Annotated in this window: 11 protein-coding genes and 1 tRNA gene; 4 read left to right on the top strand and 8 right to left on the bottom strand. The window is 63.1% G+C overall.

All coding sequences use genetic code 11. From position 1 onward, the window contains the following. Window positions 1-113: 113 nt before the first annotated feature. From LA343_RS03065 to LA343_RS03055, 3 genes are all read left to right on the top strand, one after another. Window positions 114-3,656, top strand: a complete 3,543-nt coding sequence (locus LA343_RS03065; RefSeq protein ID WP_025401895.1) for a (Fe-S)-binding protein — start codon at window positions 114-116, stop codon at window positions 3,654-3,656. 200 nt (window positions 3,657-3,856) lie between these two features. After that, the gene (locus LA343_RS03060) at window positions 3,857-4,807 is read left to right on the top strand and encodes a hypothetical protein (protein ID WP_025401894.1); all 951 of its coding nucleotides are present in this window, start codon (window positions 3,857-3,859) and stop codon (window positions 4,805-4,807) included. Between the two features lie 52 nt (window positions 4,808-4,859). Further along, the gene (locus LA343_RS03055) at window positions 4,860-6,104 is read left to right on the top strand and encodes a pyridoxal phosphate-dependent aminotransferase (RefSeq protein ID WP_025401893.1); all 1,245 of its coding nucleotides are present in this window, start codon (window positions 4,860-4,862) and stop codon (window positions 6,102-6,104) included. A gap of 9 nt (window positions 6,105-6,113) precedes the next feature. On the opposite strand, the gene LA343_RS03050 is transcribed toward LA343_RS03055, so the two are convergent. The 6 genes from LA343_RS03050 to dcd all read right to left on the bottom strand — a co-directional run bounded on the left by LA343_RS03050 (window position 6,114) and on the right by dcd (window position 11,362). After that, complete coding sequence (locus LA343_RS03050; RefSeq protein WP_039910840.1) at window positions 6,114-7,496, bottom strand: UDP-glucose dehydrogenase family protein; 1,383 nt, start codon at window positions 7,494-7,496, stop codon at window positions 6,114-6,116. Between the two features lie 54 nt (window positions 7,497-7,550). Continuing rightward, entirely contained in the window at window positions 7,551-8,513 is a 963-nt protein-coding gene (locus LA343_RS03045) for an ABC transporter substrate-binding protein (RefSeq protein ID WP_039911083.1), read from the bottom strand. Between the two features lie 79 nt (window positions 8,514-8,592). Then, entirely contained in the window at window positions 8,593-9,273 is a 681-nt protein-coding gene (locus LA343_RS03040; protein WP_025401890.1) for an ABC transporter permease, read from the bottom strand. Next, window positions 9,274-9,963 (bottom strand): ABC transporter permease, encoded by a 690-nt coding sequence (locus LA343_RS03035; protein ID WP_025401889.1) that lies wholly within the window; start codon window positions 9,961-9,963, stop codon window positions 9,274-9,276. Beyond that, window positions 9,956-10,777: an ABC transporter ATP-binding protein gene (locus LA343_RS03030; RefSeq protein ID WP_396021869.1), complete on the bottom strand. Its 822-nt coding sequence runs from the start codon at window positions 10,775-10,777 to the stop codon at window positions 9,956-9,958. Before LA343_RS03030 ends, LA343_RS03035 begins: the two co-directional genes overlap by 8 nt. 12 nt (window positions 10,778-10,789) lie before the next feature. Then, window positions 10,790-11,362, bottom strand: a complete 573-nt coding sequence (dcd, locus tag LA343_RS03025; protein WP_025401887.1) for a dCTP deaminase — start codon at window positions 11,360-11,362, stop codon at window positions 10,790-10,792. Window positions 11,363-11,495: 133 nt separating this feature from the next. Here dcd and LA343_RS03020 point away from each other — a divergent pair. Then, window positions 11,496-11,569: transfer RNA gene (locus LA343_RS03020), tRNA-Gly, on the top strand. Window positions 11,570-11,587: 18 nt separating this feature from the next. Here the strand turns inward: LA343_RS03020 and lysX are convergent. Continuing rightward, entirely contained in the window at window positions 11,588-14,965 is a 3,378-nt protein-coding gene (gene lysX, locus LA343_RS03015; protein ID WP_025401886.1) for a bifunctional lysylphosphatidylglycerol synthetase/lysine--tRNA ligase LysX, read from the bottom strand. A gap of 151 nt (window positions 14,966-15,116) precedes the next feature. After that, a complete protein-coding gene (locus LA343_RS03010; RefSeq protein ID WP_025401885.1) occupies window positions 15,117-16,802 on the bottom strand; it encodes a VanW family protein in 1,686 nt (561 codons plus the stop codon). Between the last annotated feature and the right edge of the window lie 80 nt (window positions 16,803-16,882).

Here is a 16,882-nt window from a genome sequence, read left to right as displayed (position 1 = left end):
GATATGGGCACGTCAGAGGTGTGGTGAAAAGTACAAAAACTGCTCCTTGCCCTGATAATCTGCACCAGTAAGTAATTAGTTCATACATACTTGGCCTTTGCGAGGAGCACCACATGTACCTGCAGGCAGCAGGGCAGGCGACGCACTCCGACATCCCGTGGGAAATCACGGTACCGCTCGGCATCATCGGCGCACTGCTTTCCATCCCCGCCTGGGTAGTCTTCATCCGCGGCGTTGTTCACATCGTGAACACAATCCGCCTGGGACAACCAGCGCTTCCCCGGACGAACAACCCGGGAGCACGTCTTGCCAACCTGATTAAGGAATTCCTGGGCCACACCAAGATGGCCAAGAAGCCGGGCGTGGCCATCGCGCACTGGTTCGTGATGATCGGCTTCATCCTGGGTTCCCTCGTGTGGTTCGAGGCGTACATTCAGACCTTCAACCCCGAGGGCGGCTGGCCCATCATCAGCGACTGGGCGATCTACCACTTCGTTGACGAGATCCTGGGCCTCGGTACCGTCCTGGGCATCACGGCCCTGATCATCATCCGCCAGCGCATCGGCGACAAGGAAAAGAAGGCCCGTTTCTACGGGTCCAACGCCGGTGCGGCCTACTTCGTGGAAGCCGTGGTGCTCCTCGAGGGCCTGGGCATGGTGCTGGTGAAGGCGGGCAAGATCGCCACCTTCGCCAAGTACGACGGCGGTCACGTGGCCACCGACTTCTTCACCATGCAGCTGGCGAAGATCCTTCCCGAATCGCCGCTGCTCGTGAGCGTGTTCGCGCTGGTGAAGCTGCTCTCCGGCATGGTCTGGCTGTTCATCGTGGGCCAGAACATCAAGTGGGGCGTGGCATGGCACCGCTTCATGGCCTTCTTCAACATCTTCCTCAAGCGCAACTCCGACGGCCGCAACGCGCTGGGCGAGGCCAAGCCGCTGACCTCCGGTGGCCGCAAGCTCACCATGGAGAACGCCGATCCTGAAGAGGACACCATCGGCGCCGGCAAGATCGAGGACTTCACCTGGAAGGGCTGGATGGACTTCACCTCCTGTACGGAGTGTGGACGTTGCCAGGAACAGTGCCCGGCATGGAACACTGCCAAGCCGCTGAGCCCGAAGCTGTTGATCACCAACCTGCGTGACCACGCCATCGACTCCGCACCGTACCTGCAGGCCACCCGCGCTAACGCAGATCGTGGCCAGGGCATGTTCACCCAGCACGAGGGTGGAGACACCGCACTGCTGGACGATCCGGCGATGGAAGCACACGCTGACCTGCCGTTGCTGCAGCTCGTGGGCGCCGGCGAGATGGGTGTCATCGATCCCGACGTGCTGTGGTCCTGCACCAACTGTGGCGCCTGTGTGGAGCAGTGCCCGGTGGATATCGAGCACATCGACCACATCGTTGACATGCGCCGCTACCAGGTGCTGGTGGAGTCTGAGTTCCCCACCGAGCTGGGTGGCCTGTTCAAGAACATGGAAACCAAGGGCAACCCTTGGGGCCAGAACAACAACAAGCGCTCCGAGTGGATCGAAAAGGCCAAGGCCGACGGCATCGAGGTGCCGGTCTTCGGCGAGGACGTGGAGAACTTCGACGACACCGAGTACCTGTTCTGGGTCGGTTGCGCCGGTGTGTACGACGACAACGCTGTGAAGACCACCCGCGCCGTCGCCGAGCTGCTATACACCGCTGGTGTGAAGTTCGCCGTGCTGGGCGAGGGCGAAGGTTGTACCGGTGACTCTGCACGCCGTGCCGGTAACGAGTTCCTGTTCCAGATGATGGCCGAGCAAAACATCGAGATCCTAGACAACACCTTCGAGGGTGTCCCGCCGAAGCAGCGCAAGATCGTTGTGACCTGTGCTCACTGCTTCAATGCTCTACGCAACGAGTACCCGGAGATGGGCGGCAACTACGACGTTGTCCACCACACCCAGCTGCTCAACAAGCTGATCCGCGAGGGCCGCTTGGAGCCGGTCGCTGCACCGCAGTCCGGCCGCCAGGTGACCTACCACGATCCTTGCTTCCTGGGCCGCCACAACAAGGTGTTCGAGGCACCGCGTGAGCTGATCCAGGCTTCCGGTGCTGACCTCCACGAAATGCCACGCAACCGCAACACCGGCTTCTGCTGTGGTGCTGGTGGTGCCCGCATGTGGATGGAAGAAAACATCGGCGAGCGCATCAACCTGAACCGTACCGACGAGGCCCTGGCCACCGGCGCAGAAGCCATCGCCATTGGCTGCCCGTTCTGTAAAACCATGATGACCGATGGTGTGAACAACCGGCAGGCAGACATCGAGGACAAGAACGACCGCACGCAGGTCCTGGATATCTCCCAGATGTTCCGCGAGTCCATCCTGGTCGACGGCAAGCTGCCCGCACCCAAGAGCCCCGAGTTCCTGGCACCGCCGGAGCGTGGCTGGGTTGACGAGGAAAAGCTGGCCCGCGAGGAAGCCGAGCGCAAGGCCGAGGAAGAGGCCAAGAAGAAGGCCGAAGCCGAGAAGAAGCGCAAGGCCGAAGAGGCAGCGAAGAAGAAGGCCGAGAAGGAGCAGGCCGCTGCTGCCGCCGGCGGCGCTGCTGCTGGTACCGCTGCTGGTGTGGCTGGAGCCCCGAAGGCTCCCGCAGCACCGAGCGCGCCTGCTGCACCATCTGCACCGAGTGCACCGAGTGCACCGAAGGCACCTGCCGCTCCGGGCGCTCCTGCCGCAGGCAAGGCTCCCGCGGCTCCGGGCGCACCCAGCGCACCAAAGGCACCGTCTGCTCCTGGCGCTCCCAAGGCTCCCGGCGCACCTGCTGCTCCAGGTGCTCCTGCTGCGGGCAAGGCTCCCGCAGCCCCAGGCGCCCCGAAGGCCCCGAGTGCTCCGGGCGCTCCTGCAGCCCCTGGCACGCCCAAGGCTCCAGGCGCACCGGCCGCTCCCGCTGCGACGAAGGCTCCTGCAGCACCCAAGGCTGAGGAAACACCGAAGGACGACGCTGCAGCACCCGTCCCCGAGGCTCCGAAGGACGGTGGGCCCATCAAGCTGAGCTCCACCGCTCCGGGTGCGCCTGGTGCACCAGGCGCTCCGGCTGCCGCCCCAGCCGCTGCAGCCGCTGCAGCCGCTGCTGCACCGGCGGCGCCGAAGGCAGAATCCACTGACTCCCCTGCTGAAGAGGAGGCCACCAAGGCACCAGAAGCTCCTGCGGCTCCTAGCGCACCGAAGGCACCTGCTGCCCCTAAGACTGAGGAAGCTCCGAAGGACTACGCTGCGGCAACCCAGTCCGAGCAGCCCGTCGCGGAGGCTCCTAAGAACGGCGGCCCCATCAAGCTCGGTGCTATGACTCCGGGCGCTCCCGGCGCACCTAGTGCACCGAGTGCACCTGCCGCCGCAGCTCCGGCTGCTCCGGCAAGCGAGCCTGCTGAGGCCGAACGTCCGGCCGAGGCGGAGCAGGTCCAGCAGGCTGAGCCGACCGAGGATACTTCGGATGCCGAGGCTCCAGAGTCCGCTGAGTCCATTGAATCTGCGGCCCCCGCTGAGGAAGCTGCAGAGGAAGCTCCCTCCCAGGAGGAATCCTCCCAGGAAACCCCGGCTAGCCCCGCTGCCACGACCGACGGCGGCGCGATCAAGCTGAGCCAGATTGTTCCCGGCGCACCGGGAGCCCCTGGCGCACCAGGTAAGTAGCCCCCCCCCCGGGGCAACGCCCCCTGAGGTCCCACAAGGCCCGGCACCGATAGGTGCCGGGCCTTGTGGCGTCGAAGGTGAGGAAAGAAAAGGGACCCGCCCTGAACAGGGCACATGGGATATCGGGGGCTACTTGACTACAGTAGAAATATCCGCAGAAATCCCCCCTCGCTCGTTATCTGAAGGTACATACTGGCTCCATGACTGCTGACGATTCCACACAAGGTGGACAACCGAACGCCAACGGCTCCGCCGATGCCCAGCCCCCGGCGAAGGCAACACCGTCGTCCAACACCAAGGACGCACAGGCAACATCTCAGGGTGCCAACGTCCCTCACAACGGAGAGAACAAGCTCTCTACCGGCGGTCGAGACTCGTTGGACAGTGCCGATACGGCCGTCATCCCTGCGGTCAATGCGGAAGAAGAATCCTCCCCGCTCAAAAAGCCAACCGACGGCGCCACGTCTGAAAAGACTGACAAGACTGCTGATTCCGACGCGACGGATGACAAGACACAGGGCGCTAAGAGCTCCACGCAGACCGGCGATACGTCCGACAGTGAGAAGGCCGACAGCGAAAAATCCGACGGCGACAAGGCTGCGGCTCAGGAGACTGGCGGCGAGAATACCTCGATCTGGAAGAAGGCCAGAGATTTCATGCCAGTCTGGGCCTGGATCCTGGCTGTTGGGCTGGTGCTCGCCCTCCTCAGCGCGATCGTATCGTTTGCCGTCATGAGCAGCGCCAAGACCACCACGACCGGTGGCGTGGGAGAAGCGACACAGGTGACCCCCTCCTACCCTGCAGCGACCACCACCGGTAAGTACGACGATAAGGAGAACGCACTTCGCGGTGGTCGAGACACGGGCGGCTCTAGCGGTGGTTATGGCTCCGGATCGGGCTCGCAATCCGGATCCGGTTCCAGCGGTGGCTCAGGCGCAACGAGCAGGACCACGAGCGAAGATACTCCCGAGGAATCCGCAGTGGAGCAGCAGCCAGGAACACCGTCTGAGGCACCATCGCAGCCGGAAACTGGTAACCCCGGCACCAATGAGCCGCCGACCCAGCCAACATCTCAGCCCACCCAGCAACCAACGGCCAAGCCCACGGCGCAGCAACCTCCCGTCACCACTGGAGGCCCGACCAACCAGTAGGGCAAGTGGGATCAGTGCACTGACGGGTAGTGAAGATGGCACAATAGAAAGAATGAGTACCCCGAAACGGCCCAGCGAGCTCCGCACGCTGGATCAGTCCACGAAGCTGCAAAACGTCCTCTACGAAATCCGCGGCCCGGTGAACACCGAGGCCGAGCGGATGGAAGCGGACGGCCACCGCATCCTCAAGCTCAACACCGGCAACCCCGCCGTGTTCGGCTTCGAGGCGCCAGACGTGATCATGCGCGACATGATCGCCGCGCTTCCGACCGCCCAGGGCTACTCCACCTCCAAGGGCATCATCAGCGCCCGCCGCGCGATCTTCAGCCGCTACGAGGTTATCCCGGATTTCCCCACGTTCGACGTGGAGGACGTCTACCTGGGCAACGGTGTATCCGAGCTCATCACCATGACCATGCAGGCGCTGCTCAACGACGGCGATGAGGTGCTGATCCCCTCCCCGGACTATCCCCTGTGGACGGCCTCCACCTCCCTGTCCGGTGGCCGGCCCGTGCACTACCTCTGCGATGAGGAAAACGACTGGATGCCCTCCATCGAGGACATCAAGGCCAAGGTCACCGAGCGCACCAAGGCGATCGTGGTCATCAACCCGAACAACCCGACCGGCGCGGTGTACTCCCGGGAAGTTCTGCAGCAGATCGTGGATGTGGCGCGCGAGCACTCCCTTCTCATCCTCTCGGACGAAATCTACGACAAGATCCTCTACGACGGCGCGAAGCACATCAACATCGCCTCCCTGGCACCCGACCTGCTGTGCATCACCTACAACGGCCTGTCCAAGGCCTACCGCGTGGCGGGCTACCGCTCCGGATGGATGGTCATTACCGGGCCGAAGGGGCACGCGCAGGGCTTCATCGAAGGCCTCAACGTGCTCGCCGGCACCCGCCTCTGCCCGAACGTTCCCGCACAGCACGCCATCCAGGTGGCGATCTCTGGCCGCCAGAGCATCGACGACCTCGTGCTTCCCGGCGGTCGCCTGCTGGAGCAGCGCAACACGGCGTGGGAGAAGCTCAACGAGATCCCCGGCGTGAGCTGCGTGAAGCCCATGGGTGCGCTCTACGCCTTCCCCCGGCTGGATCCGAACGTGCATGATATTCACGACGACGAGCAGTTCATGTTCGACCTGCTGCGCGCCGAGAAGATCCACCTCGTGCAGGGCACCGGCTTTAACTGGCCCACCCCGGATCACTTCCGCGTGGTCACGCTGCCGTGGTCGCGTGACCTCTCCGATGCCATCGAGCGCCTCGGCAACTTCCTGGCCTCGTACAAGCAGTAGGGCTAAGCGCTACGCGCCTAACCCCAGCGCCAGGAACTCCCAGCCCACGTTAATCCACTCCTGACGCGGCAGGCAGTTCCGCCCATCGAGGACCTTCGGGGTGCCCGCGACGAGCTGCTTCGTGCGGGTCGGATCGAGGTTCTGGAACTCTTTCCACTCCGTCGCCACGATGACCAGCTCGGCGTCCGCCAGCGCCTCGTCGGTGCTGGCAGCGTAGTTCAGCGTGGGGAATAGCTTCGCAGCATTGTCCATCGCCTCGGGGTCGTACACCGTCACGGTCGCGCCCGCGAGCGAGAGCGATCCGGCCACGCTCAGCGCCGGCGAATCGCGCACATCGTCGCTGTTGGGCTTGAACGCCGCGCCGAGCACGGTCACGTTGCGCCCGATCAGGCTGCCGCCCAGCGCGTCCTTGGCCATGTCCACGGTCTTTTCGCGGCGCCGCATGTTAATCGCGTCGACCTCGCGGAGGAACGTGAGCGCCTGGTCCGCACCCAGCTCACCGGCCCGGGCCATAAACGCGCGGATGTCCTTCGGCAGGCAGCCGCCGCCGAATCCGAGCCCGGCCCCGAGGAACTTCCGACCGATGCGCTCGTCGAACCCGATGGCATCGGCGAGCGCCGTCACATCCGCACCCGCGGCCTCGCAGACTTCGGAGACGGCGTTGATGAACGAGATCTTCGTGGCCAAGAACGCATTGGCCGAGACCTTCACCAGCTCCGCGGTCGGCAGATCCATCACGAGGAAGGGCGTGCCTTCACCCAGCGCAGACGCATAAATCTCCCGAATCGTGCCCACACTCTGCGGTTCCTCGCCGCTGCCGGCCAGGTAGTCCGGCACGCCCACCACGATCCGATCTGGGTGCAGCGTGTCCTTCACCGCGTGCCCCTCGCGGAGGAACTCCGGGTTCCACACCACGGTCATGGTCGGAGTGGGCTTGTCGGCTTCGCCGTAATTCTCGACGCCACCACGCTCCCTTAGCAACACATCCGCCCGGGACTGCAGCTCGGTGGCTGTCCCGACGGGCACGGTGGATTTTCCGATGATGAGGTGATCGCCCTCCACCACGCTGGCGAGCCGCTCGATCACGGCGTGGACGTACGTGGTGTCTGCGGCATAAGAACCCTTGCGCTGAGGGGTGCCCACGCCGATGAAGTGCACGTTCGCGAACTCGGCGGCGCGGTCGTAATCGGTGGTGAAGGAGAGCCTGCCGTTATCGATATTCCGGCGAAGAATCTCTGGGAGCCCGGGTTCGAAGAAGGGAACCCTCCCTGCTGCTAGGGCCTCGATCTTGGCCTCGTCAACGTCTACTCCCAGTACCTCGTGCCCCAGCTCAGCCATGCAGGCCGCGTGAGTGGCACCGAGATACCCCGTACCGAAAACTGTCATACGCATAGGGTTCATTCTTACCCGAACGAAGTAAACGGAGGTTTACGTGGAGGTGATGTTTTAGCTCACCAGCCCCTTGTCCTTCAGCCAGTCGTGGGCGATCTGCTTGGGCTCGGCTTTTTCCTTGCCGGAGTTGCGCAGGTTCATCTGCTTGAGGTCATCGGTGGTGAGCTTTTCCTGAACCTTCTTCAGCGCATCCTTGGCCTTGTCGTTGAGGGAATCGGTCCGCATGAGTGGGATGACCTGCTGAGCCAGGATCAGGCGCTTGGGGTCCTTGAGCTCCACCACGGAGACCTCGTTACCCGAGCGATCCAGCACTGGGGAAGTGGTGTAGATGTCCGCCATGTTGACGGTGCCGTCCTTGAGGGCGTTGACGGTCAGTGGGCCGCCACCATCACTGATCGGCTGGAACTCGATCTTGCTCTTGGGAACGTCGTAGACCTTTTCGAGCCCCTCGGGGCCGTAGGGGCGGGTCTCTAATTCCGGATTGCCGGCGAGCTTGATCGTGTTGTTCTCGGCGAAAGCGGCCAGATCGCTCAGGCTGGTGAGGTGGTGCTGTGCGGCGAAGTCCGGCATCACGCGGTACGAGTCGCGGGATTCAGCGGGGGCAGCCTCTCCCGCGGATATTCCTTCGGGGAGCACCTTGTCTAGGGTCGACAGCACCTCCTTAGGTTCGGTGCCTGGACCCAGGTCAGCTTCTTCCGGCTTGCCCTTGGCGTAGTACTGCGCAGCATTCCCGGAGTATTCCGGGACGAGGTCAATGCTGCCCTTCTGCAGGGCAGCTAGGTACACGTCGCGAGCACCGATGCCGCCCTGGAAGTTGGCGTTCACGCCTGCGTTCTGCAACACCTGTGTGTAGAGCTGCCCGATTATCTCGCTCTCTGGGAAGTTCGCAGAACCCACGGCGACGGTGCTGTCATTCCCGTCATTAGTCGCCGTTGGGTCTTCGTTGGCTCCGCAGGCGACAAGGGCAGTAGACCCCAACACGGTGGTGGCCACCACCGCCGCGATCTTAGTGCTCATCGATCCGAACAAGCCTGTTGAATGGGTGGTCTTGGTGGTCATCATGGGGTATATCCGTGGTCCTCTTCGCGTATCGCGATTAGTTGTGGCTGGACTCTCGCGAGCCCTTGGGTGCCACCAGCTTACCGAGGCTCGCCAGGAGTATCTCGAAAAATAGGACAATTGCAATCACAATTACCGCACCGGACAACACCTCTGGGTAGTCTCGCGTGGCCAGGCCGTCGATCAAGTACCGACCCAGGCCACCGATGCCCAGGTAGGCACAAATGGTCGCCGTCGAGATGATTTGTAGCAGCGAGGACCGGATGCCATCGATGATCTGCGGAATGGCCAGCGGGATCTCTACCCTGCCCAATACCTGCAGCGGGGAATATCCGATCGTGGTGGAGCCGTCTTTGATGGGGGCCGGGATGGCGTCGATACCCGAATACGTTCCAGCGAGGATCGGTGGGATACCAAGCACCACCAGGACCACGAGCGACGGGATCATGGCGTTGGCAACGCCGCCGGGAATGATCAGCGCCAGCGCCGTCAGTAGACCGAGCGACGGGATCGCGCGCAGGGCGCCGGACGTCCCGACGATCAGGCCACGCCCGCGGCCCGTGTGACCGATAACCAGGCCCAACGGCAACGCGATGAGTAGCGAGAGAGCTAGGGCTATGAAGCTGATCTGCAGGTGTTCCACGATGCGGGCGATGAACCCACCGGAACCGGTCCACGAGGCCGGATCCGTGAGCATGGAGATGGTTTGGGACAACATTTACGCCACCACCTTCGACCGCCACGGCATAGCCAACCGACCGGCGATGACGAGCACGATGTCAGCCACAATGGCTAGCACCACGATCCCGACGATCCCCACCAAAATCTGGGTGGGGAAACTGCGCTGGAAACCGGCGGTGAGTAGATCGCCCAGGGAACTCACACCAATCAGCGCGCCGACTGAGATCAGGGAAATTGTGGATGCAGCGACCACGCGCATGCCCGCCACGATGGAGTTGCCTGCCAGTGGCAAGTCGACCAGCCAGAAGCGCTGCCACATCGAATAGCCAATGGCGGTGGCGGCGAGTTTAGCGGTGGGATCGGCAGCGTCGAACGCCTCGGCAACCACACGAACCTGCAGCGCCAGGCCGTACAGCAGCAGGGCAACGATTACATTCAGCGGGCTCAGCACGGACGTTCCCAGGATCACCGGCAACACCACGAACAGCGCTAGCGAAGGAATGCCGTACAGAATGCCCGTCGCCACGATGACGGCCGAGCGCGCGGGCTTCCAGCGCCTCGACAACCCGGCGCGGTGGGCGGCGTAGCCGATGGGGATCGAGAGGAAGAACACGAGGACGATCACCGGCACGGCCAGCTTGATGTGGTCCACCGTGAGGTTCCAGATCATCTGCGTGTTCGACGAGATCCAGGACGTGTTGAGCCAGCTGCTTGCGGGGCTACTCATCAAGCACACCCACAATGCCACCGCGGGAATCCACGACCACATCCCGGCCATCCTGGCTGACGACCTTGAGATCGCGAGTGGTGGCCTGCAGGAAGTCTTGCACGAACTCGTCGGCCGGGTGTAACGCCAGATCCTTGGGTGAGCCCTGCTGCGCGATCTGCGCGCCCTCCTTGAGCAGCACGATATGGTCGGCGAGGGTCATGGCCTCAGACACATCGTGGGTGACGAGCACGACCGTTTTGTTCAGCCGCTTCTGCAGATCCAACATGAGGTCTTGCAGGCCACGGCGCACAATCGGATCGACCGCGCCGAATGGCTCATCCATCAGGAGGATATCCGGATCGGCGGCTAGCGCTCGGGCGACGCCAGCACGCTGCTGCTGCCCTCCGGATAGCTGGGACGGGTAGCGGTTCAGCATCTCTGGAGACAGGCCCACCAGGTCGGCGGTGTGAGCAGCCCTCTCCTTGGCCTCATTCTTGGGAACCTTGTTGAGGCGCAGCACGCTGGCGATATTGTCTGCCACGGTCTTGTGTGGCAGCAGCCCCGCATTTTGCAGCACGTAACCGATGGAGCGGCGCAGTTTCACGGGGTCTTGGGTGCGAACATCATCGCCGTTGACGTAGACCGTGCCCTCGGTGGGCTGCACGAGGCGATTGACGGTGCGCAGCAGGGTGGTCTTGCCGCAACCAGACGATCCCAGCAGTACGGTGGTGGTGCCTTCGGCCACGTCGAGGCTGAAGTCCTTGACGGCCGGCGTGGTGGTGGGTGGGTAGGTGACGGTGAGGTGGTTAAAGGAAATTGCTGGTTGTGGCACGATAAGTGGTATCTAAGTGTTGTTTCGGAAGTTGAGGTAGGCCTTGGACGGGGTGGGTCCGCGCTGGCCCTGGTACTTGCTGCCCAGCGAACCGGTCCCGTAGGGGGACTCGGCGGGGCTCGTCATCTTGAACAGAGCAAGCTGACCGACCTTCATGCCCGGGTAGAGCGCGATCGGGAGGTTCGCCGTGTTGGACAGCTCTAGGGTGATGTGGCCGCTGAAGCCGGGGTCAATGAAGCCCGCGGTGGAGTGCGTGAGCAGACCCAGCCGCCCCAGGGAGGACTTGCCTTCTAGGCGACCCGCGAGGTGAGCGGGGATGGTGAACTTCTCCAGCGTTGCGCCGAGCACGAACTCACCGGGGTGGAGGATAAAGGCCTCGTCATCGGGGCATTCCACCAGCGTGGTGAGTTCTTCTTGGGGGAGCTTCGGGTCGATGTGGGTGTACTTAGAGTTGTTGAACACCCGGAACAGGCCGTCCAGCCGCACGTCGATACTCGAGGGCTGCACCATCTCATCACTGTGAGGTTCGATGGCAAGTTCGCCCGATTCAATGGCGGCGCGGATGTCACGGTCTGAAAGAAGCACGTTGTTCAGTCTAACGTTTTTCCCACCGGCGTTGGGCTAGTTGGGGTTGTTGTTCGGGAGTTTTCGGGCGCAGTGCTAGGATCATTGATCAGCACAGCACGGCGCCCTGTACGCGCGAGTGTCTTGTGTCCTTGCCGATGTAGTTCAATGGTAGAACTCCTGCTTCCCAAGCAGGCGGCGCGGGTTCGATTCCCGTCATCGGCTCCATTCAAGCGCCAGCGGTGTTTACCGCTCCAGCGGCCGCACGTAGGGGAACGTGATGACCTGGCGGATGTCGGTACCGCAGATCAGCATCACCATGCGGTCGAAGCCCATGCCCATGCCACCAGTCGGCACCAGACCGAGCTCCATCGCATCGAGGAAGTCCTGGTCTAGGCTCATCGCCTCCGGGTCGCCCGCGGCCGCCGCCAGTGATTGCTCGTAGAAGCGCTTCGCCTGCTCCCGCGGGTCCGTCAGCTCCGTGTAGGCAGTGCCGAGCTCCATGCCGAAGGCCACCAGATCCCACTTCTCCGCCAGTTTCTCGTCCGAACGGTGTCCGCGCGTCAGCGGGCTAATTTCCGCAGGGAAGTCCGTGTAGAACGTCGGGTAGCTGGTGGTGGGCTCCACCAGTGCCTCGTAGAGTTCGTTCACCGCGTGTGCCCATGAGGGTTCAATACCCACGTCTACCCCGTGCTTCTCGGCCAGCGCGCACAGCTGCTCCACACTGGTGTCCGAATCCACGTGCTGTCCGGTCGCCACGGAGATCCCCTCCAGAACCGTCACGACCGGCCACGGCTCGGACACATCCACTTCCACCAGCTCAACCGGGCTGTTGTGGAACACATCCGAGTAGGCGCGTTCCTCCTCGCTCGCGGTCGGATCTGCCACGCCGGGTCCCTCAGAAAGGTGCAGTTCGGGCGCCGTGGGGAGGCGTCGAGCATGAAGATCTTCGATGACATCCTTCGGCTGCCAGATGACCTGCTTTCCGTGGATTGCTTGGATCGACGCCCGAATGAGGCTTTCCGTCATCTCCCGCATGTCCGTGTAATCGCTGCCTGCCTTGTAGGCCTCCAACGAGATGAACTCTGGGTTGTGGGTGGCGTCCACACCCTCATTGCGGAAGGACTTGCCCAGCTCGAACACGGCCTTCATGCCGCCGATGGCGAGCCGCTTGAGGTAGAGCTCCGGGGCGATGCGCAGGCTCACGGTCGCGTTGTAGGCGTTCAGGTGCGTGAAGAACGGGCGGGCGTTGGCGCCACCGCTGACCGGGTTGAGGATGGGGGTTTCCACCTCGGAGTAACCCTCGTCGGTCAGGAAACGGCGCAGGGCAGCTCCGGCCCGGGAGCGGTAGTGCAGTAGCGTCATGCTGCGGGGCTGGTTGATGAACTGCAGGGTCCGGTCGCGCGCCAACGTCTGGCGGTCGATCGCCACAGACGGTGGCGGGACGGGGCGCAGCGACTTGGCGAGCATGCGCCACTGATCCACGAACACCGTGCGTTCGCCGGTATTCGAGGTACCAACCCGGCCGTGGACCGCGATGGTGTCTCCCACGTCAAGGAGCCTGACCAGCGCGTAGTCGGATGCCGCGTGGCTTCCGAACAATGCCTGGGTGCCCGAGAGGCCATCGTAGAGATCCACGAACGTCAGGCCGCCGTGGTTGCGCTTGGCCTGGATGCGAGCGTGCACCCAGATCTCCTCGCCGTCGTGGGAATCCACCAGGCTCACCGCGACGGGGCGTTCCTGGGGTTGACCCGGCGGGTAGGGATGCATTCCGGCCGCCTCCAGGCGGGTTGCCTTCGCCCGGCGGACCCGCTGCTGCTCGTTGAGTTTGGCGGGCTCGTAGTCGATCTGGACGGCGTCCTCATAGATCTTGCGCACGGCACGGATGTGCTCCTCGTCGCGAACCCACGAGGGCGTACCCGGCGGTTCCCAGCCCAGGCCGGGCAGGAAGCCTTCCGCGCGACCGGAGGCAATGATGATGGAGGTCATCTGCCACGTGCCGGGGTAGCCGAAGTAGCGCGTTTGCCATTCCGGAAGGTAACGGGCATTGCTTTCGTAGAGACTTTGCAGCTGCCAGAACTTGGAAGCGAACACCATGAAGTTGCGCAGGGCGCGTTGGGTGAAGCCTGCGTCCACGGCTTCGCCTTCTTCAAAGACGTGCCGGAACATGGCGAAGTTGAGGGAGATCTTTTCCACGCGGTGTTCGCGGCAGTAGTCGATGAGGTTGAGGACCATGGCCTCAATCACGCCGTTGGTACTGGTGCGGCTGCGGCGCATGAGGTTGAGGCTGAGACCCTGCCTGCCCCAGGGCACGAAGGTGAGCACTGCCTCGAGGTTGCCCTCGGTATCCCGGGCGGTCACCACGGTCTGGTCACCGTCGAGAGGCTCGAGGAAACGATCTAAGGCCATGGAGAAACCGCGCTCGTCGCCGCGGCGGAACCTCTCCGCGGCATCGGCGACTTCCGCGCGCTCGTCATCGGAGAGCGCCAGGAGCTTGCGGCATTCGATGTCCACGCCCGCGCGCTGCACGCGGCGGCGGGCCTCCTGCAAGGGCTTGGTGGTTGGCAGGTTGCTGTTGAAGTCGTCGACGACCACGATCGCCTCGTCGCCCATGGCGCGGATGCGGAAGCCTGCGGCACGGAACACACGCGCCCCCGTGTTGGAGCAACTAATGACCCCGGGAACGTGCCCGGCGCGGTAGACATACTTTAGCCACTCACTGACCGCGTCCTCCCACGACGCTGGGTCGCCGATGGGATCACCGCCCGCCAGGGCGACATCGCCAACCACGGCATAGCTCACCGCTGCCTTGCGATCGCGGGAGAAACACACCTGGCGAACATTGCCAGTGGCAAAGTAGCTCAGAGAATCGCCCGGATAATCGGCTAGACACCTATGCAGGTCGAGGTCATCCTGAGCGGAGCGCAACCCAGGCTTTTGGCTGCGCAAAAAGATACGCAAAGACACCAAAAGCGCAACGAGCGACAACACAGAAATGACCCACGCGAGCCACAGGTGACCCCCGTGCGGCAAAATCGATTCCTCGGTAAAGAGGTTGTAGCCGAATGCGGAAGCCGCCACCCATTCCAACCGAACTGATCCCTCGGCCAAACGCCCCGGCCAAATGTTCACCAGCCAGTAGCCGAGCACCAAAACCAGGGCCTGTCCCACCACGAGGGCCAAAGCACCTTTCACCGCTGCACCGGCGTTGATGTGAGAAGTGAATTCGTTGCGCAGCAGTAGGAGCGCAACCAGGATCACGATGGAGATCGCCGCGTTGAGATATAGGTACCAGTCACCCGCCGGTTGACCGACATCGTCCCGAGCTCCGAGCTCCACCCCAATCACGACCAGCATGAACACCTGAACAAGGCAGATGAGCCACACAACCACTCGCTTGCGGCGATACGCTGCGCTAGCAAAAACCAGCAATAGAAGAGCGAGGAAGATCGATGGTCCGTGCACGATGTTGAACACATCGACCACGGGGCGAATGACACTAAGGACGTGGTTTCGGGAATAACGCTCGAAGTACTCGATCACGCTAAAGATGGCTGCGAGAACACTGATCCACGAAACGATATCTGGCACTTTGGCGCGCCATGTACGCGAGGTCAACGGCATGAGGGGCCTATCATGTAATTTGCTGGTACGAACTAGATCAGATCGTAGCTTAAGCCCCTCCCAGAACGGATATTTCCCTCTGTCGATTGACTGTCAATTTCACCGGGGAACCCGGGATTTTTGACCCCCGGGAAACACCTGCGGCTTCGGGCTACGGTTTGCAGCTCACGATGGGCTGAGGATCGTAGACCGTGGTGGTGGTCTTGCGCGAGCGCTCCGACCCATCGAGGTTGCGCACCACTCGCGTGTCCGTGGTGGTGAATCCGGGCGCACCGCTCGACGGAGAGCACTTGTCGCCACTGAGCTCCATCCGCTTCGGCTGGGTGGGGTTCGTACGCGGACCGGGGATGGATTCCACGTTGACCTGCTTTACGCCGTACATCTTCACCGTCACGCTGCTGGAATCAGCCGAGGTGACGATGCGCACGGGCGTATCGAACGGGTTGCGGAACTTTAGGTCGATCGCGCCTTCGTACACGGTCGCCTCGCGCCCGGCCGGGTAGCGGGAGATGTAGTAGGAGTGCGGCGTGTGCGCCACGTCGTCCATGCCCGCGAAGTAGGAGGCGTTGTACAACGTGGTGGCGAACTGAGAGATGCCACCACCCACGGCTTCGCCGGAGTGACCATCAATGATGATGCCGGATTCCACGAAGCCCTGCGCCCGCCCACGCGGGCCGGTGTAACCGTTGAGGGAGAACGTCTGCCCCGGCAGGACAATCGCACCGTTGACCATCTCGGCGACGCGGCGGATGTTCACGCCCGAGGCATCCGAGAATCCGCCGGTGGTGAATTCGCCGACCACGTCGTCGAAGTGTGCCTTCTGCGCCTGCTCGGTGGTGTACTTGGCGGGCTTGTCTTCGTAGGTGACGTCATACTGGCGGTTCTTGGTATCCAGAGCCTTCTTCGCGAAATCGCCAATCGTCTTGTCCCACGTGATGGACACTCCATCCTGGGAGGGAACCACGGTCACACCGTTGCCCGCGAAGGTGAAGCTAGCGTCCCGGTACTCCGTTTCGGTGGAACCCAGCTGCTCGCTAAGGATCTTTTGGACCGCGTCCGTGTTCCACTCCGGGCGGAACGCGCCGTTATCAGGGACGAAGGTGAGGATCTGCCCCATGTTCTGCGGGGTGATGATCCCGTCCACGCCATCGCGGCCGTGGAACACGAGGTTGCCGGACGTCGCCGGATCGAGCACATCCTTCACCGCCTTATCAGCGGCCTCGCGGCGAACATTGGCCTCCACGATGGTGGCCTGCCCGTTGATCGTGCGGTTGGTGTTCAGCCAGTTATCCACGACATTCTGGCGCAGGACGGACTGATCGATCGTCTGGCCAGGAATGTCATCCCGGATGTCCGCGCGACCGGCGGTATTCACGGTAAGTGCCGCGTTCTGCGGTTCCCGGGTCAGCTCGCGGCTGACGCGGTTCATCTCGCGGTTCAGCGGCTCGTCCGTGATCTTCGAGATAATGCCGACTTCGCGCGTCTCGAAGAACGACCGGATGCGCGTGATCGGGTTCAGCGGCTGCTTGCCCGCCTGCTTAACGGTGGCGCCCCAGTCGACCTGGAGGCCCGCCTGGGTCGGCTCCAGCATCGAGGACATGTTGCCGGCCTTCACGGTGACTGGCTCGCGGACCTGCTCCCCCAGCTTGAGCCGGAGGCGCTGCTCGGCCTGCGATTCCGACATGCCACCGATATCCACGCCGCCCACGGTCACGCCACGGGGAACCTGCCCCTTACTCATGGCGTAGTCCACCCCATAGAGCACGCCCCCGAGGCCGATCAGCGCGATGAGAAACCACGCCCACAAGGGGAAACGGCGCTTCTTGCGGGGCTTCACCGGGCGAGCACCATCGCCTACGGTCGGCGCATCATGACCAGCTGCGAGCTCATCCCCGGTGGGGAGGCTCGCAGTATGGT

The organism is Corynebacterium falsenii (assembly GCF_020099275.1).
In the GTDB taxonomy this organism is placed as follows: Bacteria; Actinomycetota; Actinomycetes; order Mycobacteriales; family Mycobacteriaceae; genus Corynebacterium; species Corynebacterium falsenii.
Note: the sequence above shows the minus strand (reverse complement) of the source record. Positions and strands in the feature narration are given on the sequence as shown.